Origin of the sequence: Paracoccus sp. SCN 68-21, from assembly GCF_001724535.1 — a bacterium.
Taxonomy (GTDB): Bacteria; Pseudomonadota; Alphaproteobacteria; order Rhodobacterales; family Rhodobacteraceae; genus Paracoccus; species Paracoccus hibiscisoli.
This window is the reverse complement of the sequence record NZ_MEES01000001.1, coordinates 75,541-100,809: the sequence shown is the minus strand read 5'-3', so window position 1 is coordinate 100,809 and position 25,269 is coordinate 75,541. Positions and strand designations below refer to the sequence as shown.

Sequence of the window (25,269 nt, the reverse complement as noted above, 5' to 3'; positions counted from 1 at the left end):
TTAGGGGCGGCGCAGGCCGATCTGGTCCAGCGCCGCCTCCAACGCGGTCAGCGGGCGGCGTGCGCCCACCAGTGCGTCGAACCGCGCCCGCAGCGCGGTCTTTTCCGCGCCCTTGCAATCGTTCCAAGGCCGCCCCTGCAGCGCCATGTGCAGAACGTAATAGCCGATGAAATGCGGCCGTTCCCCGGCATCCATCAGCGCGGCATAGGCCGCATCCGCCCCCATCGCGCGCAGGGCCGCCGCATCGGGCACGCCCGCCGCGATCAGCGCCCGCGCGGTGGCGGGGCCGATGTTGCGGATGGTGGTCAGGTCGCTCTCCATCCCGTGCCTTTCCAAAAGCCTGCATTTCCTGTATCGCTGCGCGACCTTCAGGAACAGGCATGACATGACCGCCCATAACCCGGCCGCGAAGAAACTGTTCATCAAGACCTATGGTTGCCAGATGAACGTCTATGACAGCCAGCGCATGGCCGAGGCGATGGGCGCCGAGGGCTATGTCCTGACCGAGGATCAGGCGGATGCCGACATGGTCCTGCTGAACACCTGCCACATCCGCGAGAAGGCGGCCGAAAAGCTGTATTCCGACCTGGGCCGCCTGAAGCCGCTGAAGGCCGCGCGCCCCGATCTGAAGATCGGCGTCGCGGGCTGCGTGGCCCAGGCCGAAGGGGCCGAGATCATCCGCCGGATGCCGCTGGTCGATCTGGTCGTGGGGCCGCAGACCTATCACCGTCTGCCCGCCATGGTGCGCGGCGAGGCGCCCGCCATCGACACCGATTTCCCCGAGGAAGACAAGTTCGACCACCTGCCCGCCCCCCGCGCCACCCGGCGCGCGCCCGCGGCCTTCCTGACCGTGCAGGAGGGCTGCGACAAGTTCTGCGCCTTTTGCGTGGTGCCCTATACCCGGGGCGCCGAGGTCAGCCGCCCCGCGGACCGTATCCTGGCCGAGGCCCGCGATCTGGTGGAGCGCGGCGTGCGCGAGATCACGCTCCTGGGCCAGAACGTCAACGGCTGGCACGGGGGCGAGGGCGGCTTTGGCGCCCTGATCCGGTCCTTGGGCGAGATCGCGGGGCTGGAGCGGATCCGCTACACGACCAGCCATCCCAACGACATGGCCGACGACCTGATCGAGGCGCATCGCGACGTGCCGCAGCTGATGCCCTATCTGCACCTGCCGGTGCAGTCGGGCAGCGACCGCATCCTCAAGGCGATGAACCGCAAGCACACGTCGGACCAGTATCTGCGCCTGATCGACCGCATCCGCGCGGCGCGTCCCGACATCCTGCTGACCAGCGATTTCATCGTGGGCTTTCCCGGAGAGACGGATGAGGATCACGCCGACACCCTGCGCCTGATCGAGCGGGTGGGATACGGCATGGCCTACAGTTTCAAGTATTCGCCGCGCCCCGGCACCCCGGCCTTTGACCGCCCCGAGGTGGACGCCGCCGTGGCCGATGCCCGCCTGCAGGAGCTGCAGGCCCTGCTGACCCGTCAGCAGCACGCCGTCCAGGAGGGCATGATCGGCCGCACCGTCACCGTGCTGTTCGAAAAGGCCGGGCGCGAGGCCGGGCAGATGATCGGCAAGTCCGACTACCTGCATTCGGTCTTTGTCGATACGGATCAGGTGCAGGTGGGCGATCTGCGCGCCGTGCGCATCATCGGCAGCCAGCGCAACTCGCTGCATGGCGAGCTGATCGCGGGATAAAAACCCGGCCCCCGACCGGAACGCACATTCTGTCGGGGGCCGGTCCTCCGTGCGGTCGCGCCGCCCTGGAAGATCGTGTCGCAGCCAGGCTGCGAATCAGCTGCCGGCCCCCCAGAAACGCGCGAACAGGACGGGGAGCCGGGCTTTTCCGCAGCGGGTAGGGCCGCTGCGGAAACCGGTCGGGCAGAGGCTATTCGCCGCCGCCCAGATTGTGGACATAGACGGCCAGGGACCGGATCTCGGCCTCGGACAGGCGGTCGGACCAGGCGGGCATGACGCCATAGGGCCCCTGGGCGATGATACGGGTCAGCGTCTCGGGCGAACTGCCGTACAGCCAGACCTGATCGTTCAGCGCGGGCGCGCCCTGGCCGCGGTCGCCGCTGCCGTCATCCATGTGGCAGGCCGCGCAATTGTCGGCATAGACCGCCGCCCCCAAGGCCGCGCGCCCCGCATCATGGGGCCGGCCCGACAGCGACAGGACATGGTCGGTGACCTCGACGATCTGCTCCTGCTCCAGCAGCCCGTCGGTGCCGAAACGCGGCATCTCGGAATAGCGGGTGTCGCCGTCCTTGGGGTCGCGGATGCCGTGGCGCAGGGTCAGGTGGATATCCTCCAGCGTGCCGCCCCACAGCCAGTCGTCGTCCAGCAGGTTGGGATAGCCCGGCCCCCCCGCCGCCCCAGCGCCGTGGCATTGCGCGCACCAGGTCCGGTACAGCGCGGCCCCCGCGTTCGTGGCATAGCCCACCAGCTGCGGATCGGCGGGAATGGCCTCGAGATCGGCCGCGACCAGGGCCTGCTGGACCGGCGCGTTCGCGGCGGCAAAGCGGTCGATCTCGGTCGCGACGGCGGTGCGGGTGTTGTACCCCAACAGCCCCTGCGTCGCCTGCGACACCAGCGGGATCGCCGGATAGGCGACCATATAGCCGAAGGCCCACACGATCGTCGCATAGAACGTCCACAGCCACCAGCGGGGCATGGGGTTGTCGTATTCGGTGATGCCGTCCCATTCATGCCCGGTCGACGGCGGCTCCTGCACCGCGGCACCGGGGCGGGTCCGACGGCGATAGGCGGGCGCGGCCGGGGCGTCGGGTTCAGCGCGCGGCGGGATGTCGCCCGCGATCTTGGCGGCATGTTCGGCATCGGCGGACTGGCGTTCCAGGGCGATGCGGTTGTCGGCCTCGTCCGCCGGCCGGTCGGTCTTGTCGGACATCAGCGGGTCTCCTTGTCGTCAGGGGCCTGGTCGGGGGCGTGGTCCGGGTCCGGATCGGCGGGCCGGGTCTCGTGGCGAAAGATGCTCTCGGCGGCGTCGCGATGGATGCGCCTGCCGCCGGGGCGAAAGACGAAGACGACCATCCCCACAAAGACCAGCGTCAGCGCCAGAAGGGCCCAGCTGTCGGCCAGCGTGCGAAGAAAGCTGTAGGTTTCCATGCCATGCCCCTCAGCGGTTCGGGTCGGGTTCGAAGGTCGAGAAATCGACCATCGTGCCCAGCACCTGCAGATAGGCGATCAGGGCGTCCATCTCGGTCAGCTGGGGCTGGCGGTCGAAATTGCGCATCTGCGCGCCGGGATAGCGGTCCTGCAGGGCGGCGTCGCCGAACGGGTCGGCCTGGGCGCGCAGATCGGCGGCGGCGTTCTGCACCATCGCGTCGTCATAGGGCACCCCCACGCGGCGGTCGGCCGCCAAGCGGTCGCGCACATGATCGGCGCGGATCACCCGGTCCAGCAGAAAGCCGTATTTCGGCATGATCGATTCGGGCACCACCGATTGCGGGTCGCGCAGGTGGTCGATGTGCCATTCGTCGGAATAGCGCCCGCCCACGCGCGCCAGATCCGGCCCGGTGCGCTTCGACCCCCATTGGAACGGGTGGTCGTACATCGATTCGGCCGCCAGGCTGTAATGGCCGTAGCGCTCGACCTCGTCGCGCATCGGGCGGATCATCTGGCTGTGGCAGACATAGCAGCCCTCGCGGACATAGACGTCGCGGCCCATCAGCTCCAGCGGCGTGTAGGGACGCACGCCCTCGACCTTTTCGATGGTGTTCTCCAGGTAGAACAGCGGCGTGATCTGCACGATGCCGCCGATGGTGACGACCAGAAAGGACAGGACCAGCAGCAGGGTCGCGTTCCGCTCGATGATCTTGTGACGGTCAAGAATGCCCATGATCTGAACCCCTTACTCGGCCGGAACGGCGATGGTGGAGGAAACGGCGCGGGGCTGGCGGGCGACGGTCGCCCACAGGTTCCAAGCCATGATGATCGCGCCGGCCAGATACAGCACGCCGCCCAGGCCGCGCACCACATACATCGGGAACTTGGCCGCGACGGTGTCGGCGAAGGCGTTGACCAGATAGCCGTTCTGGTCGACCTCGCGCCACATCAGGCCCTCCATGATGCCGGTGACCCACATCGCGCTGGCGTAGAGCACGATCCCGATCGTCGCCAACCAGAAGTGCCAGCTGACCAGCCCCAGGCTGTACAGGCGTTCGCGCCCCCACAGCCGCGGCGTCAGGTAATAGATGGCGCCAAAGGTGATCATCCCGTTCCAGCCCAGGGCACCGGAATGCACGTGGCCGATGGTCCAGTCGGTGTAATGCGACAGGCTGTTCACGGACTTGATCGACATCATCGGGCCCTCGAACGTGGCCATGCCGTAAAAGCCCACCGCGACGACCATCATCCGCAGGATCGGATCGGTGCGCAGCTTGTCCCAGGCCCCCGACAGGGTCATCAGCCCGTTGATCATGCCGCCCCAGCTGGGCATCCACAGCATGATCGAGAACACCATCCCCAGGGTCGCGGCCCATTCCGGCAGCGCGGTGTAGTGCAGGTGGTGCGGACCCGCCCAGATATAGAGGAAGATCAGCGCCCAGAAGTGGATGATCGACAGCTTGTAGCTGTAGACCGGACGCTCGGCCTGCTTGGGGATGAAATAGTACATCATCCCCAGGAACCCCGCCGTCAGGAAGAACCCGACCGCGTTATGGCCGTACCACCATTGCACCATCGCATCCTGCACGCCGCTGAACACCTGGACCGATTTCGACCCCCAGATGCTGACCGGCATCGACAGGTTGTTGACCACATGCAGCATCGCGATGGTCACGATGAAGGCCAGATAGAACCAGTTGGCGACATAGATATGCGGCTCGCGGCGCTTGATGATCGTGCCCAGGAACACCGCCAGATAGGTCAGCCAGACCACGGTCAGCCACAGATCGACATACCATTCCGGCTCGGCATATTCCTTGGACTGGGTGGCGCCCAGGATATAGCCGGTGGCCGCCAGGACGATGAACAGGTTGTATCCCCAGAACACGAACCAGGCCGCGTTCCCGCCCCACAGCCGCGCGGCCGATGTCCGCTGCACCACATAGAAACTGGTCGCGATCAGCGCGTTGCCGCCAAAGGCAAAGATCACCGCGCTGGTATGCAGCGGGCGCAGCTTGCCGAAATTCAGATAGCCCTGCGTCAGGTCGCTGAAGTTCAGCGCCGGAAAGGCCAGCTGAAAGGCGATGACCACGCCCACCAGGAACCCCACGATGCCCCACAGCACCGTCGCCACCACGCCATAGCGGACCACGTCGTCCATGTATTCGCGCGGATTGACGACCGGCAGCGGCTCATCCACGCGGCGCAGGGTCCACAGGAACAGCCCGCCCGCGACCAGCATCACGATCAGCGCGTTAGCCATATAGGCGGGGTCGCGCGCCAGGTTCGCGCCGATGGCCGCGAACAGCGTCACCGCCCCAAGTCCGATCAGTTTCACCAAGCTCGACATGCTGTCCCCGCACCCATCCGCATTCCCCTTCGCGGGCGGCCCGGCGGTGCGAATCACGCAGGCCGGACGCCCTTCATGGGACAGGGCTTAGGCGGGTGCGGGGTGGCGGACCTTGATCTGCGTCAATCGCGCGACTTGACCCTGATCAAGGCGCGGCGCGCGGCGCGGGCGCAGACTGACCACAGCGACAACAGGAGGCGACAATGGCCTACAAGACGATCCTGACGGTTCTCAGCGACCCCGCCCAGCTTCCGCAGCTGGACAATGCCGTGGCTCTGGCCGCGGCGCAGGACGCGCATCTGGACATCCTCTGCCTGGGCATCGACCACAGCCAGGCGGGGTATTTCTTTCCCGGCGGCACCGCCTATGGCTGGCAGGAGGCGATCGACAGCGCCCTGTCGGATGCCGAGGCCCTGGACCGCAGGGTCACCGCCCACATGGCCGCCTGCCACGACACACGCTGGTCGTCCGAAGCCGTGGTATCGCAATCCCTGGGGATCGCAGGCCTGGTCGGGATGCGGGCGCGCTTCTCCGACCTGACGGTGCTGGCCAGCCCCTATGCGCAGGGCCAGCCCGGCGATGCGGAACTGGTGACCGAGGCCGCCCTGTTCGAGGGTGCCTGCCCGGTGCTGGTCCTGCCCACGGCCCAGAACCCGGTCATCCCGCCGCGCCGGGTTCTGGTCGCCTGGAACCAGTCGGCCGAGGCGCTGGCCGCGATCCGCCGCGCCCTGCCGCTGCTGCGCGCCGCCCAGATGGTCGAGATCACCTGCATCGATCCGCGGCAGGGCGGTCCCGAACGGTCGGACCCCGGCGGGGCGCTGGCGCAGATGCTGACCCGCCACGGCGTGCGCGCCCAGATCGCGGTCCTGGCCCGCACCGCGCCGCGCATCAGCGACGAGATCAACCGCCGCGCGATCGAGATCGGCGCAGATCTGGTGGTCATGGGCGCCTATGGCCATTCGCGCCTGCGCCAGGCGATCCTGGGCGGGGCCACGCGCAACATGCTGGAACAGGCCAAGGTGCCGGTGTTCCTGGCACGCTGACCGCCTGTCGCGCAACCTGTCGATCAGGCGCGGCAGGGGGGTGCGGGGGGACGGCCAGTCCCCCCGCCGTCGCGGGACGCAATTCAGACGCCGCGCTTGTTGCCCCACAGCAAGACATGCAGCTGCGGCAGCAGCCTTGGCCGGAACCAGCCCTCTGCCATGACCTTGTCCACCAGCCACAGCAGCCGGTCCGCGACATCCTGCGCAGCCACCGGCAGGTCGGGATCGACCTCGGGGTTCCCCGGCTGCAGGACCAGGTCCAGGCCCGGGTACCGGTCCGCGACCGCGCGCGCCCAAGCATAGTCTACGTCGTCAAAGACCACGATCTTCAGCACCACGGCACCCGCCCCCTGCCCCGCCGCAAGGCAGGCGTCGAACGCCGCCCAATCGGGCCGCTCGCCGCTGGAGGGCGGCTTGGGGCTCAGCACCAGGACCGACAGCTGCGCGAACCAGTCCCGCGCGATCGAGCCCTGCGTCTCCAGCGCGAAGGCGTATCCCTCGGCCCGGCCCATCGCGATCAGCGGGCCGAAATCCTGGATCGCGGGGTTGCCGCCCGAGATCGACACGGTCAGCGGCCGGCCCCCCGACAGCTCGCGCACCCGCGCCCAGACCTGCGCCGCATCCATCGCGGCCCAGCTGTCGCGATAGGCGCTGTCCACCGCATGCATCGAATCGCACCACGAACAGCGATAATCGCAGCCGCCTGCCCGGACAAAGACCGTCGGCTGGCCGATCAGCGCGCCCTCGCCCTGGATGGTGGGGCCAAAGATCTCGGCGATGCGCAAGGGTCTTTCGGGCGGTTTCATGGCCGGTATTCCGCCCAGGTCTTGGGCGTCTCGCTGACCTTGACGGCGCTGGTCTCGGGCCAGCGGGCGCGGCACCAGTCGAACAGGTGGCGCGCCAGATTCTCGGCGGTCGAGGGCACGTCCAGCACGTCGTTCAGGTGCCGGTGATCAAAACTTTCGTCCAGATAGGCCTTCAGCGGCGCCAGCTCGTGATAATCGCGCACGAAGCCGTCCCTGTTCAGATCCGCTGCGGCCAGCTCGACCACGACGATGTAATTGTGCCCATGCAGCCGCGCGCATTGATGGTCGGGGGCCAGATGGTCCAGCCGATGCGAGGCGCTGAAGTGGAACTCCTTGCTGATCCGGAACATCACGCCCCCCCTGCGGCATGGGCCGCGACCGCCGCCTGCCAGAAATCGGCGTCGTCGTAATCGGTGGGGTCCGCGACGCCCGCCAGGTGGAATGCTTCGCGCCGCTCGACGCAGGTGCCGCAGCGCCCGCAATGGCGCGCGCCGCCCTTGTAGCAGGACCAGGTCTGCGCGAAGGGCGTCCCGGCGCCCGCCCCGGCCGCCACGATATCGGCCTTGGTCGCATGGACGAAAGGCACCTCCAACGCGACATCGGCATAGCCGTCCAGCGCCGCCCGCTGCATGGCGGCAAAGGCGTCGGTAAAGGCCGGGCGGCAGTCGGGATAGATGAAGTGATCGCCGCCATGGACCGCCGCCGCGACCGCCGTGTCGCCATTGGCCGCGGCGATGCCAAAGGCCACGGTCAGCATGATGGCATTGCGGTTGGGGACGACCGTGACGCGCATGGTCTCTTCGGCGTAATGGCCATCGGGCACGGCCAGATCATCGGTCAGCGCCGACCCCGACAGCGCCGCCCCCAGGCCGGACAGATCGACCAGGTGAAAGGGCACCCCAAGGCGCGTCGCGCAGGTGCGCGCGAAATCCAGCTCCTTGCGGTGGCGCTGGCCGTAATCAAAGCTGACGATCCGCGACAGGCGACCCTGTGCGGCCAGGACATGGGCAAGCGAGACGGAGTCCAGCCCGCCCGAGCAGACGAGAGTGGTGTGCATTCTGTGACCCTTGTTTTTGTGACCCGGGTAGGCTGCGACCGGGAAGGCGCCTGTTAGCAGAGCGGTGCCGGGATGAAAAGCCGGGGCGCTCGGCCCTCAGGACAGCGTGCCGCCGTCGCTGTCATCGCCCGATTCCTCGACCAGGCGGTCGTAATCGGGCAGGGTCACCTCACGCTTGCCGGCCATCTCGATGATGCCGTCGCGGCGCAGGGCGGTGATCTGGCGGCTGACGGTCTCGATGGTCAGGCCCAGATAATCGGCCATCGCCTCGCGGGTCAGGGGCAGGTCCAGCTGCATCCGCCCGCCGGGGCGGCTCTTGTGCAACGCGGCCTGACGGCGCGCGATGATGGCGATGAACGAGGCGATCTTCTCGCGCGCGGTCTTGCGACCCAAAAGCAGCATCCATTCGCGCGCCGCATCCAGCTCGTCCAGGGTCATCTCCAGCAGGCGATGCGCGATATGCGGGGTCTGGCGCATCATCTGGTCGAACGGCTTGCGCCGGAAACAGCACAGCACGACATCGGTGGTGGCGGTGGCGTTATAGGCCGCATGGTCGCGCCCCGGCCGGCCCAGGAAATCGCTTGGCAGCAGCAGGCCCACCATCTGGGTGCGCCCGTCCTCCAGCGTGTGGGTCAGCGTGGCGACACCGGTCACGACCGAGGCCACGAAATCCATCCGGTCGCCTTCCCAGATGATCGGCTGCCCGGCCTGATAGCTGCGATAGAACTTCATTTGCTCCAGCAGGGCCAACTCGTCGCCCTCGCATTGGGCGCAGACGGCGCGATAGCGGATGGGGCAGTCCTCGCAGCGCATGTCACCATGCCCTGCATCCGTCGTGTTGATCTGGGTCAAGGCAGGTGTGCGCATCCTGTCCCAGTGATAGCCGCATGGAACATCTTTCGCAACTGAGACGAACGGGCCTGTTTGAATCGCGGGCCCCCCGCTACACCAGCTATCCGCCCGCGACCCAGTTCCGCCCCACCGTGGACGGCACCGTGGTCGCCGGCTGGATGGAGGCGCTGGACCCCGGCACGCCCGTGTCGCTGTATGTGCACGTGCCGTTCTGCAGGCGGCTGTGCTGGTTCTGTGCCTGCCGCACGCAGGGCACCCAGAGCCTCAAGCCGGTCGCGGACTATGTCCAGGCGCTGCTGACCGAACTGCGCCAGCTGCGCGCCCGGCTGCCGCAGGGCATCACGCTGTCGCGGCTGCATTGGGGCGGGGGCACGCCCACGCTGCTGACGCCCGCGCTGATCGCCCTGCTGGCCGATGCTATCCACGAGGCGTTCCCGTTCCGCGAGGGGGCCGAATTCTCGGTCGAGATCGACCCGTCCGAGATCGACGCCCCCCGGATGGCGGCCCTGGTGCGGGCGGGGATGACGCGGGCCTCGGTCGGGGTGCAGGATTTCGACCCGCAGATCCAGGACAGCATCGGCCGCCCGCAAAGCTTTGCGATGACCGCCCGCGCGGTCGACCTGATTCGCGATCACGGCATTGCCGGGCTGAATGCCGACATCCTCTATGGCCTGCCGCATCAGACCGGCGCGCGCATGGCCGACACGGTGCAAAAGCTGCTGGCGCTGTCGCCCGACCGGGTCGCGCTGTACGGCTATGCGCATGTGCCGTGGATGTCGCGGCGGCAGGTGATGATCCCCGAGGCCGCGCTGCCCGACGGAGAGGCGCGGTTGGCGCTGTTCGACACGGCGCGGGCGCTGTTCCTGGATGACGGGTTCCGCCAGATCGGCATCGACCATTTCGCGCGACCGGCTGACGGTCTGGCGCGGGCTGCCGATCAGGGGCGGCTCAGGCGCAATTTCCAAGGCTATACCGATGACGGAGCCGAGGTTCTGCTGGGCCTGGGGGCCTCGTCCATCTCGCGCTATCCGCAGGGCTATGCGCAGAACGCGCCGGCGACGGGGGCCTGGCTGGCGGCGGTACGCGCGGGTCACGTGCCGGTGACACGCGGCCATGCCTTCGGCCCCGAGGACGGCTGGCGCGGCCGCATGATCGAGGCGCTGATGTGCGATTTCCGCATCGACCCCGCCGATATCCAGGCGCGATTCGGCCTGACCCCGGACCAGCAGGCCCGCATTCTGGCGCCGCTGCTGGACCGGTTCGGCCCGGCGGTCGCGCTGCGCGACGGCGCGCTGGTCATCCCGCCCGAGGCACGCCCCCTGACGCGGCTGATCGCGCAGGCGCTGGACGCCTATGCCGCCCCCGAAGGGGGGCATTCGGCCGCCGTCTGAGCCTGGGTCAGTGCGCCTCGGCCCAGGTGGCGCCCTGGCCCGCATCGACGACCAGCGGCACGGACAGCCGCACCGACGGCTCGGCCGCACCCTCCATCACGGCGCGGGCGCGGGCGATCAGATCGTCCGCGGCATCCTCGCGGACCTCGAAGACCAGTTCGTCATGCACCTGCAGCAGCATCCGCGCAGGCAGATCGGCAATGGCATCCGGCATACGGATCATCGCGCGGCGGATGATGTCGGCCGCCGCCCCCTGGATCGGCGCGTTGATCGCCGCGCGCCGCGCGCCCCCTGCGGCGGGGCCGGACTGGTTGATGCCCGGGGTGTTGATGCGCCGCCCGAACAGGGTGGTCACATATCCGTCCTGTTTCGCATCGGCGACGGTCTTGTCCATATAGGCGCGGATTTCGGGGAAACGCTGGAAATAGGTGTCGATGAAGCTTTGCGCCTCGGCCCGCGGGATGCGCAGGTTGCGCGACAGCCCAAAGCCCGAAATGCCATAAATCACCCCGAAATTGATCGCCTTGGCCTGGCGCCGGATCATGGGGTCCATCCCCTCGACGGGGACGCCGAACATCTGGCTGGCGGTCATGGCGTGGATGTCGATGCCGTCGCGGAACGCCTGCTTGAGCGCCGGGATATCGGCCACATGCGCCAGGATGCGCAGCTCGATCTGGCTATAGTCCAGCGCGACCAGCTTGTAGCCGTCCGGCGCGATGAAGGCCTGGCGGATGCGGCGCCCCTCCTCGGTGCGGATCGGGATGTTCTGCAGGTTCGGCTCGGTCGAGGACAGCCGCCCCGTCTGCGCCCCGGTGATCGAATAGCTGGTGTGCACCCGCCCCGTTTCCGCATTCACATAGGTGGGCAGAGCATCGGTATAGGTCGATTTCAGCTTGCTGATCTGGCGCCAGTCCAGCACCCGCGCGGGCAGGTCATGCCCTTCGGCGGCCAGATCCTCCAGCACGTCGGCGCTGGTGGAGAACGCCCCGGTCTTGCCCTGCTTGCCGCCCGCCAGACCCATCTTGTCGAACAGGATCTCTCCCAGCTGCTTGGGGCTGCCGATGTTGAAGCTCTGGCCCGCCAGGCCGTGGATCTCATCTTCCAGCTGGGCCATCTTCTGCGCGAAGACGTTCGACATGCGTTTTAGCACATCCGTGTCGATGCGGATGCCCGCCATTTCCATTTCCGCCAGTACCGGGATCATCGGGCGCTCCAGCGTGTGATAGACGGTCGAGACCTTCTCCACCGGCAGCATCGGCGCGAAATGCTGATACAGGCGCAGGGTGACATCCGCATCCTCCGCCGCATAGGGCGCGGCCTTGTCGATAGCGACTTGGCCGAAGTGGATCTGGCTTTTGCCAGACCCGATCAACTCCTTGATGGGGATGCATTTGTGGCCCAGATAGCGTTCGGCCAGCTCGTCCATGCCGTGATTATGCGTGCCCGCATTCAGGGCATAGGACATCAGCATCGTGTCGGCGACCGGGGCCATCCGAACCCCATGGCGGGCCAGCATCTTCCAGTCGTATTTCAGGTTCTGCCCGATCTTGAGGACCGAGACATCCTCCAGCACCGGCTTCAGCGCAGCCAGGACGGTCGCTGGGTCCAGCTGCCCCTCGACCCGCGCGGATTGGCCGAACAGGTCGTCCCCTCCCGCCACATGGCCCAGAGGGATATAGCAGGCCCGCCCCGGCGCGACCGCCAGGCTGATGCCGACCAGATCGGCCTGCATCTCATCCAGACCCGTGGTCTCAGTGTCGATGGCCACCTGCCCCGCCTCGCGGATCGCGGCGATCCAGCCGTCCAAGGCCTCGGGCGTGGTCACGGTCTCATAGCTCGCGACGTCGATCGCAGGCTGGTCGGGGGCGGCGGGCGCATCGCTGACCGGCGCGGCCTGAATCGCCGGAGCCTCGGCCCCCAGGCTCTCAGCCACGCGGTTGGTCAGGGTGCGGAACTCCATCTCGGACAGGAAGGCCAGCAGGCGGTCCGCATCGGGCGCCTTCACCTCAAGGGCCTCCAGCGTCACGTCCAGAGGCGTGTCGCAATCCAGTTGCACCAACCGCTTGCTGATGCGGATCTGCTCGGCATGCTCGATCAGCGTCTGGCGGCGCTTGGGCTGTTTGATCTCCTCGGCGCGCGACAGCAGCGTCTCCAGATCGCCGTATTCCTGGATCAGCAGTGCCGCGGTCTTGATGCCGATGCCCGGCGCGCCCGGCACGTTATCGACCGCGTCACCGGCCAGCGCCTGCACGTCGACGACGCGGTCGGGACCGACGCCGAACTTCTCAAACACCTCGTCCGGGCCGATCAGCTTGTTCTTGATGGGGTCCAGCATGTCGACGCCATCGCCGATCAGCTGCATCAGGTCCTTGTCGCTGCTGATGATCGTGGCGGTGCCCCCGGCATTCCGCGCGGCGCAGGCCATGGCCGCGATGATGTCGTCGGCCTCATACCCCTGCGTCTCGATGCAGGCGATGTTGAAGGCGCGGGTCGCGTCGCGGGTCAGCGGGAATTGCGGGCGCAGATCCTCGGGCGGCTCGGGGCGCTGCGCCTTGTAGGCGGGATAGATCTCGTTGCGGAAGGTCTTGGAGGAATGGTCAAAGATCACCGCCGCATGGGTCGGCGCGGTGTGCCCGTCATCGGTCTGCACATAGCGCCACAGCATGTTGCAGAACCCCGCAACCGCACCCACCGGCAGCCCGTCCGATTTCCGCGTCAGCGGCGGCAGCGCGTGATAGGCGCGAAAGATGAAGGCCGATCCGTCGATCAGATGCAGATGACAGCCCTTGCCGAAACGCTCGCCCATGATCACCTATCCTTGCTGGTCAGGGCCGCCTTGTGCCACGACCGGGACCGATCTTCCAGCAGGATGCCCCAGAACCGCCATGCCAAAGATGCGCCGCAAATCCGACCTGCCCACGAAAATCTGCGCCGCATGCGGGCTGCCGTTCGCGTGGCGCAAGAAATGGGAACGCGATTGGGACAATGTCCGCTACTGCTCGGACCGCTGCAGGGGCAAGGGCAAGGCCCGCGGCGATGCGCCGGGCGGCCGCGCCGCCCCGGTTTGACGGCCCCCTCGATGGGGGGCGGCAAACCGACGCGGGTCGGGACGATCTCGTCGTCAGTGATCGTCGCCGGCGTGATCGCGGTCGATCACGAACCGCTTGTCGCAATAGCCGCAATCGACGAACCCCAGATCGGGGCTGATCGCCAGCCAGACGCGCGGATGGCCCAGTCCCGCGCCGTCATCGCCGTCGCAGCTGACGCGCCAGCGGGTCACGACCTCGGTCACCGGGGCCGGGCGGCTCAGCGCCTCGGGTCCGGTTTCGGTCGACAGCGGGGTCTCGGGCGTCACGTGCTGCGTCATGGCTGGCCTTCTTGTGGCGGCGTGCTTCATCTGGTCTAACCCCATTAGCGCAGCGCCGCCTGCCTTCGCAAGCTCTGCTAAGGAACGCCCCATGCCCGATGCCATCCAAATCCAGGGTCTCCGTAAGACCTATGCCGCCCAGGGCAACGCCCCCGCCAAGGAGGCGCTGAAGGGTGTCGACCTGACCATCCCCGCAGGCAGCATCTTTGGCCTGCTGGGCCCGAACGGCGCGGGCAAGTCCACCCTGATCAACATCCTTGCGGGCCTGGTGAACAAGACCGCAGGGCGGGTGTCCATCTGGGGGTTCGACCAGGACGTGAACCCGCGCCAGTCGCGCGCCGCTATCGGGGTCATGCCGCAGGAGCTGAACATGGACCCGTTCTTCTCGCCCCGCGCCAGCCTGGAGGTCCAGGCGGGCCTATACGGCGTGCCGAAATCCGAACGATGGACCGATGAGCTGCTGGCGCTGGTGGGCCTGACCGATCAGGCCAATGCCTATGCCCGTTCCCTGTCGGGCGGGATGAAGCGGCGGCTGCTCCTGGCCAAGGCGCTGGTGCATCGCCCGCATATCCTGGTGCTGGACGAACCCACCGCCGGCGTCGACATCACCCTGCGCGAAATGCTGTGGAAAAACGTCCGCCGCCTGAACGAACAGGGCATGACGATCATCCTGACCACCCACTACCTGGAGGAGGCCGAACAGATGTGCGATCAGATCGCCATCATCAACCACGGCCAGGTGGTGGTGCGCCAGACGACCCAGGACCTGCTGTCGCGCACCGATGGCAAGACGCTGGTGCTGGACACGGGCGGCGCCGTCCCCGTCCCGCCCCTGCCCCAGGGCTGCCGCTCCGAGATCCGCCCCGACGGGCGGCTGGCCGTCACCTATCCCCCGTCCCGCCTGCGCGCCGACCAGATTCTGGACGCGCTGCGCGCTGCGGGCGTGCCGATCTTGGACGTGGCGACCGAACAGCCCGACCTGGAGGATGTCTTTGTCGAGCTGACCCGGAACTGACTGCCGTCCGGCTTCAGTCGCGCGCGCCGATCATGGGCCCCATCACCGCACCGCCCAGGATGTGCAGGTGGAAATGCGGCACCTCCTGCACGCCATCGCGGCCCGCATTGGTGATGGCGCGGAACCCCTGCCCGCGGTCCAGAGAGACCCCCTCCATTGCGCAGACCTGCGCGCACAGCCGCATGAAGCCCGCGATCTCGGCCTCGGACGCATTGGCCGCGAAATCGTCAAAGGCCACATAGGGGCCTTTGGGAATCACCAGGACATGGCTGGGCGCCTTGGGCGCAATGTCGCGAAAGGCCAGCGCGTGATCGTTTTCCGCGACGGTGTCGTTCGGGATCTCTCCGCGCAGGATGCGGGCGAAGATGTTGGTGTCGTCATAGGCCATGGGGCGTCCTTTCAGTCGGCAAACAGATGCGGCGTCTCGGCCAGGTGGCGGGCCTGTTCCGGGCTCACCCCCAGAAACGCCGCCAGCGCCGCCGCGTTGCGGTCGGTCCCGGCGGTTTCCGAGATGGTGACCAGATGGCGGAACCCGGCCTCCTTGAGGCGGTCGGCCTCGTGCTCCAGGTCCGAACGCACGACGGGCAGCAGCCGGTCCACGATATCGGCCGGCGCGCCGGGGCTGATCAGCCCGACCCGGCCCATATGGCCGCGCACGTAATCGTCGTCAAATCGGGTGTCGACGAACAGGATGCGCGTCTCGGCGCGGTCGGCGTTGAAATCGGTGATCAGGCTCAGCGCCGAGGGGTCCACGCAGAACACCAGCCGGTCCGAGGAGAACTGCTCGAACATCAGCTTGACCAGCGCGCGGCGATGCCGCTCGCGCTTGCCGACCGATGTGGCGACGCCGCCCATGTCGGGCAGGTTGGCGTCCTGTTCGTTGAACACGTAATCGACGGCGGGCACCTCGGTCGCGGCCCGGATGGCGGCGGTCAGGCGCTTGGCGATGTGCCATTTCTTGGCCACCACGATCTGGACGACGCGCTCGGCGCCCAGGCTGCTGTCGGTCTCCCAGAACCGGGGCGCGAAGCGGCGGCCAATGCGCCCCCGCCCGGTCAGAAAGCTGAACAGCCGACGCCCCTCGGCCGCGATGCTGAAGGCGTGCCCCTCGGCCTGCCACAACGCCCCCAGACGGGCGCGCAGGTCCAGCGCCTCGGGGCTGATCTTGCGGGCGAACAGGTAGTCCTGGCGCAGCAGCAGATCATAGTGGTCGTTGTAGAACGTCACCGGCATCCCGTAATCGCTGAAGATCAGAAAGGTCAGCGTGCGGGTGCGGATCTGCTTTCTGGGCACCACATGGGACACCAGCGTCTGAAAGAAGGTCTCGTCCGGGATCCAGGTCGTCGCGAAAAAGCGCGGGATCTCGGGGCGCTGGCTGATCAGTTCCAGCACGGCCTCGACGGTCTGGCGGCGCAGGCACCACCATTGCGACCCGATCATCACCTGCAGATCGCGCGGCACGGGGCGCGCCAGGCCGAACTTCTGCTGCATTTCCAGGCTGGTATAGAACAGCCACTTGTGCGTGCGCTCGTTGAACCAGTGGCGATAGATCAGGCGCTCTTTCTTGATGCCGGTCTTGATCCAGTCGCTCTCGAAGAAATCGAAGCTTTCGATATAGTCGCAATCCTCGGCGTCCAGAAAACCATGGGCGAATTCCGCCGACTTGATGGGCATGCAATCGCCCGACAGCATGTAGAAATGCGTGGCCTGCGGAAAGGCCGCCTCGGCGGCGCGCAGCGCCTCCAGGGTGGCGGCCACCAGCGACCATTCCCCCCATCCGCATTTCACCCGCCGCGCCGCGAAGGTCACGCCCGGATGGTCGCCAAGCGCGTCCCGGATTTGCTGGAACAATGCCTTGGGCGCGCGCTTGTCGAAATGGATGGACACGAAATCGCCGGTCGCGGTCAGGCGGCGCGCCTGGTCGATGACCCCCTGCGGGTCCTTGTGCGTCAACAGGATGAAGGCGATGCGTGCCATGGTCTTCGTGGTCCCCGGTGACTGTTTACGCGCAATTGGTCGTAAGGCGTTGAAAATGTCTGTCGGTTTTGCTTTGTGTGTGTAACCAATTTTTGTGGTGGGACAAGCAGGTCTGCCAGCCGACGCTGCCTTTCAGTGCCGCTGCGCGCGAACGGAGTGAGTATCAGAATGGGGTTTCCCGGCGTTTGGATGACGGAAAGCGAAAGCATGATCTATCGGGTCGTGCCGAAATGCGCATGTTCCACGATCGGCCAGATCATGTTCTACTCCGACCACGGTCGGTTCTTCGACGGCGATATCCATGATTCGACCGACGGCATGCACAAATGGGCCCAGGACCACAGCCACGACCCGATCGAGCGTGCGGTGCGTGCCCATGCCGGGGTGACCTTCACCTGCGTCCGCAACCCCTATGCGCGCATCCTGTCGTCGTTCTTCGACAAGATCGCCGGCATCCAGCGCAACGGCCGCCGCTATCGCGGCAACCTGGTCCCGCAGCTGATCCAACGCTATGGCATCGATGTCGGCACGGCCGAGAACGGGTTCGATTTCGACCAGATCGCCAGCTTTCGCCGGTTCCTGCTGTTCGCGCGCGACACCGTCCGCTTTCGCAAGCCGATGGAGCCGGACATCCACTGGTCGGCCATGTCGGGCCATATCTCGACCTTCATCGTGAATGGCGGCCGATACGATCAGATCTTCTTCACCGAGGCGTTCAACGAGGGCATGGACAAGGTCCTGGCCCAGGCTGAGACACCCGTCCCGGTCGATCTGACGCAAGTCCCCCGCTTCAACGAATCCGAAGGGCACGGCCCCAAGCGCGCGCACAAGGTCAGCGACTATTTCGACGACCTGTCGCGCCACCTGATCTGGGAGATCTACAAGGACGACTTCCAGCTGTTCAAATACGATTTCGACAACCCGGACAACAAGATGCCCCTGGCCGAGGTCGACCTGAACGAGGTGCACGCCAAGCTGGGCCGCTAGGCGTCACCCGTTTCCGCCATCCTATTCCAGATGGCTCTCCAGGAACCACAGATCCTTGTCCGCCGTCCGCGAGGCGGCGGTAAAGATATCGGCCGTGTTGGCATCGCCCGCCTCGTCGGTGACATCGATGGCGGCGCGCAGCTTTTCGCCGTGATCGCGCATCCGGGCGCAGATTTCCCGGATGTGGTCGGCCGACTTCACCAGATCGGTGGGATATTCCTTCAGCGTGGACGCCTTGGCGACGGCCTCGGCGGTGCCGATCGCCACCCCGTCCAGCACCTGCACCCGCTCGGCAAAGACGTCCAGATGCGCCTCCAGATTGGCGTGGACGGTGTCGAACAGCTCGTGCACGGCGATGAAATTGATGCCCTTCACGTTCCAATGCGCCTGCTTGATGGCCATGGACAGGGCCAGTCCATCGGCCAGGCGGGCGTTCAGTTCGGAAACAGCGGTCTTGCGGGCGTTGTCGGTCAGCCCCTTCACGTTCACGGCCATCGTGCGATTCCCTTTCCTTTGGGTTCGCGCTGACAACACGGATCGCGGCGGCGGGGTTCCTGCGACATGAAAAACGGCGCCTCCCTTGCGGGGGCGCCGTCATGTCCACCACGCAGGCTGCGCGGTCGGTCGGGTCGGATCAGACCGCGCCCTTGATAAAGGTCACCGCGTCGCCGACGGTCTGGATGGTCTCGGCGGCGTCATCGGGGATCTCGATCCCGAACTCTTCCTCGAACGCCATGACCAGCTCGACGGTGTCGAGGCTGTCGGCACCCAGATCGTCGATGAACGAAGCGGTCTCGACCACCTTGTCCTCGTCGACACCCAGGTGCTCGACCACGATCTTCTTCACGCGATCAGCGATATCGCTCATGTCATATCCTCATTCTCGCGGGCATCCGCCCAGTTTTTCGCGGACACGACGGTCCGGTTCAGCCCAGGGCGGTTCCCCTGCTGCTAAAGGCGGGGATATAGCACCCATGAACCCTCATGCAACCGCTTTCGCATGGGTTAATGCCCCGCGTGGCGGCGCTGCACAGAGGTCAGACCATCGCCATGCCGCCATTCACATGCAGCGTGGCCCCGGTGACATAGCCCGCCTCGGGGCTGGCCAGATACAGGACCGCCGCGGCGATCTCCTCAGGACCGCCCATGCGCCCCGCCGGGATCTGGGTCAGGATCTTGCCCTTCTGATCCTCGGTCAGCTTGTCGGTCATCGCGGTGGCGATGAACCCGGGCGCCACGCAGTTCACGGTGATGCCGCGGCTGGCAACCTCATAGGCAAGCGACTTGGACATGCCGACCACACCGGCCTTGGCGGCGGCATAGTTGCCCTGCCCCGGATTGCCCGTGGCCCCCACGACCGAGGTGATGTTGACGATCCGCCCCCAGCGCGCCTTCATCATGCCGCGCAGGACCGCCCGCGACAGCTTGAAGGTGCTGGTCAGGTTCACGTCCAGAACCTGCGCCCATTCGTCATCCGACATGCGCATGAACAGGTTGTCGCGCGTGATCCCGGCATTGTTGACCAGGATGTCGACAGACCCCATCGCCTCGGCCGCAGCCTTGGGCAGGGCCAGGACCGATTCCGCATCGCCCAGGTTCGCGGTCACCACATGCGCCCGCGCGCCCAGCCTCTCGGCCAGATCGCGCAGTGGCTCCTCGCGCGTGCCCGACAGCGCCACCGTCGCGCCCGCGGCATGCAGCGCCTCGGCGATCGCGCCGCCGATCCCGCCCGAAGCGCCCGTCACCAGCGCGGTCTTTCCCGTCAGATCGAACATAGCCGCCCTTTCTTCTTCATGAAAATATCCCGGGGTCCGGGGCAGCGCCCCGGTCCGCCCTCACCCCTTCAGCACCGCCAGATCGCCCGGCGCACCGACATTGCGCACCGCCGCGTCCTTGGCGATCCGCTTGATCATCCCGGACAGCGCCTTGCCCGCGCCGATCTCCCAGAACTCTGTGACGCCGGCATCGGCCATGTTCGCGACCGACTCGCGCCAGCGTACGGTGCCGGTCACCTGCTCGACCAGCAGGCGGCGGATGGCGCCGGGCTCGGTCACGGCCTCGGCGCGCACATTGGCGATCAGCGGCACGGCGGGGGCCTGGATGTCCACGCCCGCCAGCGCATCGGCCATGACCGCGGCGGCGGGCTGCATCAGCACCGAATGGAACGGCGCCGACACCGGCAGCATCAGCGCCCGCTTGGCGCCCGCGGCCTTCATCGCCTCGGCCGCGGCCTCGACCGCCCCCTTGTGCCCCGAGATGACCACCTGCGCGGGGTCGTTGTCATTGGCGGCCTGCACGACCTCCTCGCCGCCGATCTCGCGGCAGATGCGGTCCACGGTCTCGAAATCCAGGCCCAGGATCGCGGCCATCGCGCCGATGCCGACCGGGACGGCCTCCTGCATGGCCTGTCCGCGCAGGCGCAGCAGATGCGCGGTATCCGACAGGGTCAGCGCCCCTGCCGCGCACAGCGCCGAATACTCGCCCAGGGAATGGCCCGCGACAAAGCTCGCATCAGTGATGCCGAACCCCTCGGCCTCCAGCGCGCGGAACGCCGCGATCGAGGTCGCCATCAGCGCGGGCTGGGCGTTCTGCGTCAGGGTCAGCGTGTCGGCATCCCCCTCCCAGATCAGCGCCGACAGACGCTCGCCAAGCGCCTCGTCGACCTCGTCAAACACCGCGCGCGCGGCCGGATAGGCCTGCGCCAGCTCGCGCCCCATGCCGATGGTCTGCGCGCCCTGCCCCGGAAACACGAATGCCCGCATGGCACCCCCCTGAAATCGTTGCGTTGCCGCCCGGCATAGCCCGTGCCGCCCCCTGCCGCAACCGACAGCCCATGCCGCATCCGCAAAGAAAAGGGGCCCGCAGGGGCCCCTTTGCAGACGATCAGTCGGACCGGATGGGCCTCAGCCGACCAGTTCCAGACCCGAAAAGAAGAACGCGATCTCTTCCTTGGCGGTGTCGGCGGCGTCCGAACCGTGGACCGAGTTCTCGCCCATGGACAGCGCGAATTCCTTGCGGATGGTGCCCTCATCGGCATTGGCCGGGTTGGTGGCGCCCATCACTTCGCGGTTCTTGGCGATGGCGTTCTCGCCCTCCAGGACCTGCACGACGACCGGCTCGGAGGCCATGAACTCGACCAGCTCGCCATAGAAGGGGCGGTCCTTGTGGACTTCATAGAACTTGCCGGCCTGGGCGGGCGACAGGTGGATGCGCTTGGACGCGACGATGCGCAGGCCGGCATCCTCGAACTTGGCGGCGATCTTGCCGGTCAGGTTGCGGCGGGTCGCGTCGGGCTTGATGATGGAAAGGGTGCGTTCGATCGCCATGATGGTCACCTTGTCTGTTGGCGGGAAAACCCGCGCTGAATATGATCGGGGTCCGGTTAGCAGGCTTGCCCGCCTGCGGCAAGCCACGCGGCATCGGCGGAACCCCGCCCGCCCCAAGGGCCTTGTTCCCCCGAACCCAGCAGGAGCGACCATGACAGACCTTCATCCGGCCCCGACGCCGGCCGCCCCGTCCCCCCATGCCGCGCTGCCGCCCCGCACCGCGATCACCCCCGGCACGATCGTGACGGCGGTCACGATCCTGGTGATCCTGGCGGCGGCCTGGCTCTGGTCGGACCTGCTGCTGATGGCCTTTGGCGCGATCCTGATCGCCATCGCGCTCAGGGCCGGGGCGCGCGGGCTGAACCGGCTGCTGGGCCTGAACGTCAAGCTGGGGGTGCTGGTCGTGCTTCTGGGCGTGGTGGGGGCGGTGGTGCTGCTGGTGCGGCTGGCCGGTCCCGCCGTGGCCGAACAGTTCCGCGAGCTGATCTCTGCCCTGCCCCAATCCTGGGACGCAGTGCAGGACTGGCTGCAGTCGCTGCCCATGGCCGACACCGTGATCGAGCAGATCCAGGACGGAGAGGAGGCCTCCACCATGGGCGAGAACGCCGCCCAGTTGGCCGAGCGTCTGCCGGGCGTGTTCTCGATGGTGCTGGGCGGGCTGAATTCGGTGCTGGGCAGCCTGTCATCGGTCTTCGTGCTGCTGATCCTGTCGCTCTATGTCGCGATGGAGGCGGACCTGTACCGCGCCGGGGCGATCCGGCTGGTCCCGCTGCGCCGCCGTGGCCGCGCCGCGCAGATCCTGGACGAGCTGGGGACCAATCTGGGCCGCTGGATGGCGGGACAGGCGGTCGACATGCTGGTCGTGGCACTGCTGGCCGGGATCGGGCTGTGGCTTCTGGACGTGCCGCTGGCCTTCATCCTGGCGGTGATCGCGGGCCTGACCAACATCGTGCCGATCATCGGGCCGTTCTTCTCAGGGGCGATCGCGGTCGTCGTCTCGGCCCCGCAGGGGCTGGACACGGCGATCTATGTGGCGATCCTGTTCACCATCATCCAGCTGTTCGAGGGCGAGGTGCTGATGCCCCTGATCCAGCGCTATGCCGTGCAGTTGCCGCCCGCGCTGACCATTCTGGCCATCGTCGGCATCGGGTCGCTGTTCGGTCTGATCGCGGTGATCCTGGCCACGCCGCTGCTGATCGTGGCGATGCTGCTGATCCGCCGCATCTATGTCGAGGACGTGCTGGGCGACCGCCTGGACTGAGCGCTCTGCCCGGCGGCGCAGCAGCCGGGCATCTTTCCCGGCCCGACCCGCAAGGCTGTTCGTGATTTCGACACATGAACGGATTATGGTGGCGCGACACAGACCGGGGGTCGCGCGATGCAACCGTACTGCAAGGGCCGATACCGCGCCCGCCTGGCCGATACGCCCGATGACCTGCGCGCCTCTCAGCGGCTGCGCTGGCTGGCCTTCGTCGCCCGCACCGGCACCCCCGACGACGGTCACGCGCTGGAGCTGGACGAGCTGGACGCCGATTGCAGCCACATGCTGATCGAGGATGTCCAGACCGGCCAGCTGGTCTGCAGCTTTCGGTTCCTGCCGCTGGCGGATGGCAGCCAGATCGCGCGCAGCTATTCGGCCCGCTATTATGATCTGGCGGCGCTTGGCCGGTTCGACGGCCCCATGGTCGAGATGGGGCGGTTCTGCCTGCATCCCGACTGTCACGACCCCGACGTGATCCGGCTGGCCTGGGGGGCGCTGACGCGCTTTATCGACGAATCGGGGGCGCAGATGCTGTTCGGCTGCTCCAGCTTCACCGGTTGTGAGCCGGAGGCCCATGCCGAGGCCTTTGCCATGCTCAAGGACCGCCACCTGGCGCCGCGCGCTTGGTGGCCGCGCGTCAAGGCGCCGGACGTGTTCCGCTTTGCCCGTGCGTTGCGGTTGCGACAGCCCGACCCCCGGCAGGCCATGGCCGCGATGCCGCCTTTGCTGCGCAGCTATCTGGCGATGGGGGGCTGGGTCAGCGACCATGCGGTGGTCGACCACGCGCTCAAGACCATGCACGTTTTTACCGGGGTCGAGATCCGCGCCATTCCCCCCGCCCGCCGCCGCCTGCTGCACGCGCTGGCGGAGTAGCGCCACGCAGGGACCGCCGCAGCGACGGGCATCCTGCCTAATCCGCAGGCAGAACGCCGCATCCTGCCTGTCCGCATGGCAGGAATCCCCCCCGCGGCGATTGACCTTGCCCCCGGCGCGGCGCCCCTTGCCTGCATGTTCGACACCGGTGCCACAGCGATCCGCATGCAGCGCAGCCAAGGGGCGGCGCATGTGGTCATGGGACCGCGCGGCCTGATCGACCTGGCACAGCGCGGCTCGGCCAAGGCGATGCTGCCCCGCATGACCGCGGGCCTGCCCGAGATCGTGTTCCTGAACACCTCCGGGGGGTTGGCATCGGGCGACCGGCTGTCCTTTGCCGTCGATCTGCGGGCGGGCACGCGGGCGCTGGCCACCAGCCAGACCGCCGAACGCGCCTATCGCGCGACGGGCGCACCCGCGCGGGCGTCGGTCGCGCTGAGCGTGGGGGCGGGGGGCTGGCTGGACTGGCTGCCGCAGGAGACGATCCTCTACGACAATGCCCGGCTGGAGCGGGACACCGCCGTGGACCTGGCCCCCGGCGCGGGCTGCCTGCTGCTGGAGATGCTGGTCCTGGGCCGCCTGGCGATGGGCGAACGCCCGACCCGCCTGCACCTGCGCGACCGCCGCGTGGTGCGCCGCGCGGGTCGCGTGATCCATCACGACGCGCTGGCGCTGGACGATGACGCGCTGGCCCGTCTTGCAGGCCCCGCCCTGACCGGCGCTGCCCCCGCGCTGGCCACGCTGGCGATGATCGCGGATGACGCGCCCGACCGGCTGGCCGCCGCCCGCGCCGTTCTGGACGAACCCGGCGTGACCGCCGCCGCCAGCGCGCCCCCCGGACGCCTGGTCATCCGCCTGCTGGCCGCCGATGGCTGGCCGCTGCGGAGGCAAATCAACCGTTTGCTGCGCGTGCTGCGCCCCGATCCCCTTCCCCGCATCTGGCAGGTCTGACGATGAACCTTTCCCCCCGCGAACGCGAGAAACTGCTGGTCTCGGTGGCCGCCATGGTCGCCCGAGGGCGCCTGTCCCGCGGCGTCAAGCTGAACCACCCCGAGGCGATCGCCCTGATCACCGATTACGTGGTCGAGGGCGCGCGCGACGGCCGCAGCGTCGCCGACCTGATGCAGGCGGGCGCGCATGTGATCACCGCAGATCAGTGCATGCCCGGCATCCCCGCCATGATCGAATCCGTCCAGGTCGAGGCGACCTTTCCCGACGGGACCAAGCTGGTCACCGTCCACCACCCCATCCGCGAGGCCGCAGAATGAACGCCCTGATGAAACCCCTGACGCTTGCCGCCATCCTGCTGCCCTCGGCCGCGCTGGCCCATCCCGGCCATGTCCACGATGAGGCACAGTTCATGCACGGGCTGGCCCACCCGGTCGGGGGCGCCGATCACCTGCTGGCGATGGTGGCGCTTGGCCTGCTGGCGGCGCAGCTGGGCGGGCGCGCGGTCTGGGCGCTGCCGGTGACCTTCGTGGGCGCGATGCTTGCGGGCGGGGCTGTGGGCGCGGGCGGCATGGGCTTTCCGGCGGTCGAGCCGATGATCCTGGCCTCGGTCGTGATCCTGGGCGTGCTGGTCGCGATGGCCGCGCGCCTGCCGATGGCGGCGCTGCTGCCGATGGTCGCGGTCTTTGGCGCGGCGCATGGCTGGGCGCATGGGGCCGAGGGTCCGGCGACCGGCCTGCCACTCTATGCGGCGGGCTTTGCGCTGGCGACGATGGCGCTGCATCTGGCGGGCATCGCCTTTGGCCGCCTGCTGTCGCGCGGGCTGGAGCTGCGCGTGTTGGGCGGCGGCACCGCGCTGGCGGGCGTCGCGCTGGCGGTGGCGTGA

Annotated in this window: 29 protein-coding genes; 11 read left to right on the top strand and 18 right to left on the bottom strand. The window is 67.7% G+C overall.

The features are described 5' to 3' along the window. Complete coding sequence (locus ABS73_RS00515; protein WP_277020955.1) at nucleotides 1-321, bottom strand: TfoX/Sxy family DNA transformation protein; 321 nt, start codon at nucleotides 319-321, stop codon at nucleotides 1-3. Nucleotides 322-385: 64 nt separating this feature from the next. Between ABS73_RS00515 and miaB the strand changes: the two genes are divergently transcribed. Beyond that, entirely contained in the window at nucleotides 386-1,702 is a 1,317-nt protein-coding gene (gene miaB, locus ABS73_RS00510) for a tRNA (N6-isopentenyl adenosine(37)-C2)-methylthiotransferase MiaB (RefSeq protein ID WP_277020957.1), read from the top strand. Nucleotides 1,703-1,892: 190 nt separating this feature from the next. Here the strand turns inward: miaB and ccoP are convergent, their stop codons facing one another. Genes ccoP through ccoN form a run of 4 tightly spaced genes read right to left on the bottom strand, consistent with a single transcriptional unit; the run spans nucleotide 1,893 to nucleotide 5,480 of the window. Next, a complete protein-coding gene (ccoP, locus tag ABS73_RS00505; protein WP_277020959.1) occupies nucleotides 1,893-2,912 on the bottom strand; it encodes a cytochrome-c oxidase, cbb3-type subunit III in 1,020 nt (339 codons plus the stop codon). Next, the gene (locus tag ABS73_RS00500) at nucleotides 2,912-3,130 is read right to left on the bottom strand and encodes a cbb3-type cytochrome c oxidase subunit 3 (RefSeq protein ID WP_277020961.1); all 219 of its coding nucleotides are present in this window, start codon (nucleotides 3,128-3,130) and stop codon (nucleotides 2,912-2,914) included. Before ABS73_RS00500 ends, ccoP begins: the two co-directional genes overlap by 1 nt. Nucleotides 3,131-3,140: 10 nt before the next feature. Then, nucleotides 3,141-3,863: a cytochrome-c oxidase, cbb3-type subunit II gene (gene ccoO, locus ABS73_RS00495; RefSeq protein WP_277020963.1), complete on the bottom strand. Its 723-nt coding sequence runs from the start codon at nucleotides 3,861-3,863 to the stop codon at nucleotides 3,141-3,143. Between the two features lie 12 nt (nucleotides 3,864-3,875). Continuing rightward, on the bottom strand, nucleotides 3,876-5,480 hold the full coding sequence (gene ccoN / locus ABS73_RS00490; protein ID WP_286693373.1) for a cytochrome-c oxidase, cbb3-type subunit I: 1,605 nt from the start codon (nucleotides 5,478-5,480) through the stop codon (nucleotides 3,876-3,878). Between the two features lie 203 nt (nucleotides 5,481-5,683). On the opposite strand from ccoN, the gene ABS73_RS00485 reads away from it, so the two are divergent. After that, nucleotides 5,684-6,523 (top strand): universal stress protein, encoded by an 840-nt coding sequence (locus tag ABS73_RS00485; protein WP_277022812.1) that lies wholly within the window; start codon nucleotides 5,684-5,686, stop codon nucleotides 6,521-6,523. An 83-nt stretch (nucleotides 6,524-6,606) separates the two neighbouring features. Here the strand turns inward: ABS73_RS00485 and queE are convergent, their stop codons facing one another. From queE to fnrL, 4 genes are all read right to left on the bottom strand, one after another. Beyond that, nucleotides 6,607-7,329, bottom strand: a complete 723-nt coding sequence (gene queE / locus ABS73_RS00480) for a 7-carboxy-7-deazaguanine synthase QueE (protein WP_277022814.1) — start codon at nucleotides 7,327-7,329, stop codon at nucleotides 6,607-6,609. After that, the gene (queD, locus tag ABS73_RS00475; protein ID WP_136856313.1) at nucleotides 7,326-7,679 is read right to left on the bottom strand and encodes a 6-carboxytetrahydropterin synthase QueD; all 354 of its coding nucleotides are present in this window, start codon (nucleotides 7,677-7,679) and stop codon (nucleotides 7,326-7,328) included. The genes queE and queD overlap by 4 nt, the downstream gene beginning before the upstream one ends. After that, the gene (gene queC, locus ABS73_RS00470) at nucleotides 7,679-8,386 is read right to left on the bottom strand and encodes a 7-cyano-7-deazaguanine synthase QueC (RefSeq protein ID WP_277022817.1); all 708 of its coding nucleotides are present in this window, start codon (nucleotides 8,384-8,386) and stop codon (nucleotides 7,679-7,681) included. Before queC ends, queD begins: the two co-directional genes overlap by 1 nt. 96 nt (nucleotides 8,387-8,482) lie before the next feature. After that, on the bottom strand, nucleotides 8,483-9,199 hold the full coding sequence (gene fnrL / locus ABS73_RS00465; RefSeq protein ID WP_277022925.1) for a transcriptional regulator FnrL: 717 nt from the start codon (nucleotides 9,197-9,199) through the stop codon (nucleotides 8,483-8,485). Nucleotides 9,200-9,273: 74 nt separating this feature from the next. Between fnrL and hemN the strand changes: the two genes are divergently transcribed. Then, on the top strand, nucleotides 9,274-10,629 hold the full coding sequence (gene hemN, locus ABS73_RS00460; RefSeq protein WP_277022819.1) for an oxygen-independent coproporphyrinogen III oxidase: 1,356 nt from the start codon (nucleotides 9,274-9,276) through the stop codon (nucleotides 10,627-10,629). 7 nt (nucleotides 10,630-10,636) lie between these two features. Here hemN and polA read toward each other — a convergent pair whose 3' ends face one another. Beyond that, nucleotides 10,637-13,435, bottom strand: a complete 2,799-nt coding sequence (gene polA / locus ABS73_RS00455; protein ID WP_277022821.1) for a DNA polymerase I — start codon at nucleotides 13,433-13,435, stop codon at nucleotides 10,637-10,639. Between the two features lie 79 nt (nucleotides 13,436-13,514). On the opposite strand from polA, the gene ABS73_RS00450 reads away from it, so the two are divergent. Then, nucleotides 13,515-13,697, top strand: coding sequence for a DUF2256 domain-containing protein (locus ABS73_RS00450; protein ID WP_277022825.1), 183 nt, complete (start codon nucleotides 13,515-13,517; stop codon nucleotides 13,695-13,697). 53 nt (nucleotides 13,698-13,750) lie between these two features. Here the strand turns inward: ABS73_RS00450 and ABS73_RS00445 are convergent, their stop codons facing one another. Next, nucleotides 13,751-13,939, bottom strand: coding sequence for a zinc-finger domain-containing protein (locus ABS73_RS00445; RefSeq protein ID WP_136856373.1), 189 nt, complete (start codon nucleotides 13,937-13,939; stop codon nucleotides 13,751-13,753). Nucleotides 13,940-14,087: 148 nt separating this feature from the next. Between ABS73_RS00445 and ABS73_RS00440 the strand changes: the two genes are divergently transcribed. Beyond that, complete coding sequence (locus ABS73_RS00440) at nucleotides 14,088-15,011, top strand: ABC transporter ATP-binding protein (RefSeq protein ID WP_277022828.1); 924 nt, start codon at nucleotides 14,088-14,090, stop codon at nucleotides 15,009-15,011. A 13-nt stretch (nucleotides 15,012-15,024) separates the two neighbouring features. On the opposite strand, the gene ABS73_RS00435 is transcribed toward ABS73_RS00440, so the two are convergent. Next, nucleotides 15,025-15,399 (bottom strand): HIT domain-containing protein, encoded by a 375-nt coding sequence (locus ABS73_RS00435; protein WP_277022831.1) that lies wholly within the window; start codon nucleotides 15,397-15,399, stop codon nucleotides 15,025-15,027. Nucleotides 15,400-15,410: 11 nt separating this feature from the next. Beyond that, on the bottom strand, nucleotides 15,411-16,988 hold the full coding sequence (locus ABS73_RS00430) for a DUF5928 domain-containing protein (protein ID WP_277022833.1): 1,578 nt from the start codon (nucleotides 16,986-16,988) through the stop codon (nucleotides 15,411-15,413). 168 nt (nucleotides 16,989-17,156) lie between these two features. On the opposite strand from ABS73_RS00430, the gene ABS73_RS00425 reads away from it, so the two are divergent. After that, complete coding sequence (locus ABS73_RS00425; protein WP_136856304.1) at nucleotides 17,157-17,975, top strand: sulfotransferase family protein; 819 nt, start codon at nucleotides 17,157-17,159, stop codon at nucleotides 17,973-17,975. A gap of 21 nt (nucleotides 17,976-17,996) precedes the next feature. On the opposite strand, the gene dps is transcribed toward ABS73_RS00425, so the two are convergent. From dps to ndk, 5 genes are all read right to left on the bottom strand, one after another. Beyond that, nucleotides 17,997-18,470, bottom strand: coding sequence for a DNA starvation/stationary phase protection protein Dps (gene dps, locus ABS73_RS00420; protein WP_277022836.1), 474 nt, complete (start codon nucleotides 18,468-18,470; stop codon nucleotides 17,997-17,999). Between the two features lie 139 nt (nucleotides 18,471-18,609). After that, nucleotides 18,610-18,843, bottom strand: a complete 234-nt coding sequence (locus tag ABS73_RS00415) for an acyl carrier protein (protein ID WP_136856302.1) — start codon at nucleotides 18,841-18,843, stop codon at nucleotides 18,610-18,612. Nucleotides 18,844-19,012: 169 nt separating this feature from the next. Next, nucleotides 19,013-19,750, bottom strand: coding sequence for a 3-oxoacyl-ACP reductase FabG (gene fabG / locus ABS73_RS00410; protein WP_277022844.1), 738 nt, complete (start codon nucleotides 19,748-19,750; stop codon nucleotides 19,013-19,015). 60 nt (nucleotides 19,751-19,810) lie between these two features. After that, nucleotides 19,811-20,737, bottom strand: a complete 927-nt coding sequence (gene fabD, locus ABS73_RS00405) for an ACP S-malonyltransferase (protein ID WP_277022847.1) — start codon at nucleotides 20,735-20,737, stop codon at nucleotides 19,811-19,813. A 141-nt stretch (nucleotides 20,738-20,878) separates the two neighbouring features. Beyond that, nucleotides 20,879-21,301, bottom strand: coding sequence for a nucleoside-diphosphate kinase (gene ndk / locus ABS73_RS00400; protein ID WP_136856299.1), 423 nt, complete (start codon nucleotides 21,299-21,301; stop codon nucleotides 20,879-20,881). A gap of 151 nt (nucleotides 21,302-21,452) precedes the next feature. Here ndk and ABS73_RS00395 point away from each other — a divergent pair, with 151 nt between their 5' ends. The 5 genes from ABS73_RS00395 (at nucleotide 21,453) to ABS73_RS00375 (ending at nucleotide 25,269) form a co-directional block, all read left to right on the top strand. Then, nucleotides 21,453-22,562 carry an AI-2E family transporter gene (locus ABS73_RS00395; protein WP_277022851.1) on the top strand — a complete coding sequence of 370 codons (1,110 nt, stop codon included), beginning with the start codon at nucleotides 21,453-21,455 and terminating at the stop codon, nucleotides 22,560-22,562. 117 nt (nucleotides 22,563-22,679) lie between these two features. After that, nucleotides 22,680-23,435: a GNAT family N-acetyltransferase gene (locus ABS73_RS00390; protein WP_277022854.1), complete on the top strand. Its 756-nt coding sequence runs from the start codon at nucleotides 22,680-22,682 to the stop codon at nucleotides 23,433-23,435. Between the two features lie 135 nt (nucleotides 23,436-23,570). After that, complete coding sequence (locus ABS73_RS00385; RefSeq protein ID WP_277022856.1) at nucleotides 23,571-24,386, top strand: urease accessory protein UreD; 816 nt, start codon at nucleotides 23,571-23,573, stop codon at nucleotides 24,384-24,386. A 2-nt stretch (nucleotides 24,387-24,388) separates the two neighbouring features. After that, on the top strand, nucleotides 24,389-24,703 hold the full coding sequence (locus ABS73_RS00380) for an urease subunit gamma (RefSeq protein WP_046000035.1): 315 nt from the start codon (nucleotides 24,389-24,391) through the stop codon (nucleotides 24,701-24,703). An 8-nt stretch (nucleotides 24,704-24,711) separates the two neighbouring features. Next, nucleotides 24,712-25,269: a HupE/UreJ family protein gene (locus tag ABS73_RS00375; RefSeq protein ID WP_277022861.1), complete on the top strand. Its 558-nt coding sequence runs from the start codon at nucleotides 24,712-24,714 to the stop codon at nucleotides 25,267-25,269.

Excerpts from the sequence above, each read along its gene's own strand:
- dps (WP_277022836.1), bottom strand. The coding sequence starts at position 18,470 with ATGGCCGTGAACGTGAAGGGGCTGACCGACAACGCCCGCAAGACCGCT.
- fabD (WP_277022847.1), bottom strand. The coding sequence starts at position 20,737 with ATGCGGGCATTCGTGTTTCCGGGGCAGGGCGCGCAGACCATCGGCATG.
- ccoO (WP_277020963.1), bottom strand. The coding sequence starts at position 3,863 with ATGGGCATTCTTGACCGTCACAAGATCATCGAGCGGAACGCGACCCTG.
- miaB (WP_277020957.1), top strand. The coding sequence starts at position 386 with ATGACCGCCCATAACCCGGCCGCGAAGAAACTGTTCATCAAGACCTAT.
- ccoN (WP_286693373.1), bottom strand. The coding sequence starts at position 5,480 with ATGTCGAGCTTGGTGAAACTGATCGGACTTGGGGCGGTGACGCTGTTC.
- queE (WP_277022814.1), bottom strand. The coding sequence starts at position 7,329 with ATGAAACCGCCCGAAAGACCCTTGCGCATCGCCGAGATCTTTGGCCCC.
- ABS73_RS00425 (WP_136856304.1), top strand. The coding sequence starts at position 17,157 with ATGGGGTTTCCCGGCGTTTGGATGACGGAAAGCGAAAGCATGATCTAT.
- hemN (WP_277022819.1), top strand. The coding sequence starts at position 9,274 with ATGGAACATCTTTCGCAACTGAGACGAACGGGCCTGTTTGAATCGCGG.
- ABS73_RS00390 (WP_277022854.1), top strand. The coding sequence starts at position 22,680 with ATGCAACCGTACTGCAAGGGCCGATACCGCGCCCGCCTGGCCGATACG.
- ABS73_RS00485 (WP_277022812.1), top strand. The coding sequence starts at position 5,684 with ATGGCCTACAAGACGATCCTGACGGTTCTCAGCGACCCCGCCCAGCTT.
- polA (WP_277022821.1), bottom strand. The coding sequence starts at position 13,435 with ATGGGCGAGCGTTTCGGCAAGGGCTGTCATCTGCATCTGATCGACGGA.
- fabG (WP_277022844.1), bottom strand. The coding sequence starts at position 19,750 with ATGTTCGATCTGACGGGAAAGACCGCGCTGGTGACGGGCGCTTCGGGC.
- queC (WP_277022817.1), bottom strand. The coding sequence starts at position 8,386 with ATGCACACCACTCTCGTCTGCTCGGGCGGGCTGGACTCCGTCTCGCTT.
- ABS73_RS00430 (WP_277022833.1), bottom strand. The coding sequence starts at position 16,988 with ATGGCACGCATCGCCTTCATCCTGTTGACGCACAAGGACCCGCAGGGG.
- ABS73_RS00450 (WP_277022825.1), top strand. The coding sequence starts at position 13,515 with ATGCCAAAGATGCGCCGCAAATCCGACCTGCCCACGAAAATCTGCGCC.
- ABS73_RS00385 (WP_277022856.1), top strand. The coding sequence starts at position 23,571 with ATGTTCGACACCGGTGCCACAGCGATCCGCATGCAGCGCAGCCAAGGG.
- fnrL (WP_277022925.1), bottom strand. The coding sequence starts at position 9,199 with ATGCGCTGCGAGGACTGCCCCATCCGCTATCGCGCCGTCTGCGCCCAA.
- ABS73_RS00415 (WP_136856302.1), bottom strand. The coding sequence starts at position 18,843 with ATGAGCGATATCGCTGATCGCGTGAAGAAGATCGTGGTCGAGCACCTG.
- ABS73_RS00500 (WP_277020961.1), bottom strand. The coding sequence starts at position 3,130 with ATGGAAACCTACAGCTTTCTTCGCACGCTGGCCGACAGCTGGGCCCTT.
- ccoP (WP_277020959.1), bottom strand. The coding sequence starts at position 2,912 with ATGTCCGACAAGACCGACCGGCCGGCGGACGAGGCCGACAACCGCATC.
- ABS73_RS00515 (WP_277020955.1), bottom strand. The coding sequence starts at position 321 with ATGGAGAGCGACCTGACCACCATCCGCAACATCGGCCCCGCCACCGCG.
- queD (WP_136856313.1), bottom strand. The coding sequence starts at position 7,679 with ATGTTCCGGATCAGCAAGGAGTTCCACTTCAGCGCCTCGCATCGGCTG.
- ABS73_RS00440 (WP_277022828.1), top strand. The coding sequence starts at position 14,088 with ATGCCCGATGCCATCCAAATCCAGGGTCTCCGTAAGACCTATGCCGCC.
- ABS73_RS00380 (WP_046000035.1), top strand. The coding sequence starts at position 24,389 with ATGAACCTTTCCCCCCGCGAACGCGAGAAACTGCTGGTCTCGGTGGCC.
- ABS73_RS00435 (WP_277022831.1), bottom strand. The coding sequence starts at position 15,399 with ATGGCCTATGACGACACCAACATCTTCGCCCGCATCCTGCGCGGAGAG.
- ndk (WP_136856299.1), bottom strand. The coding sequence starts at position 21,301 with ATGGCGATCGAACGCACCCTTTCCATCATCAAGCCCGACGCGACCCGC.
- ABS73_RS00375 (WP_277022861.1), top strand. The coding sequence starts at position 24,712 with ATGAAACCCCTGACGCTTGCCGCCATCCTGCTGCCCTCGGCCGCGCTG.
- ABS73_RS00395 (WP_277022851.1), top strand. The coding sequence starts at position 21,453 with ATGACAGACCTTCATCCGGCCCCGACGCCGGCCGCCCCGTCCCCCCAT.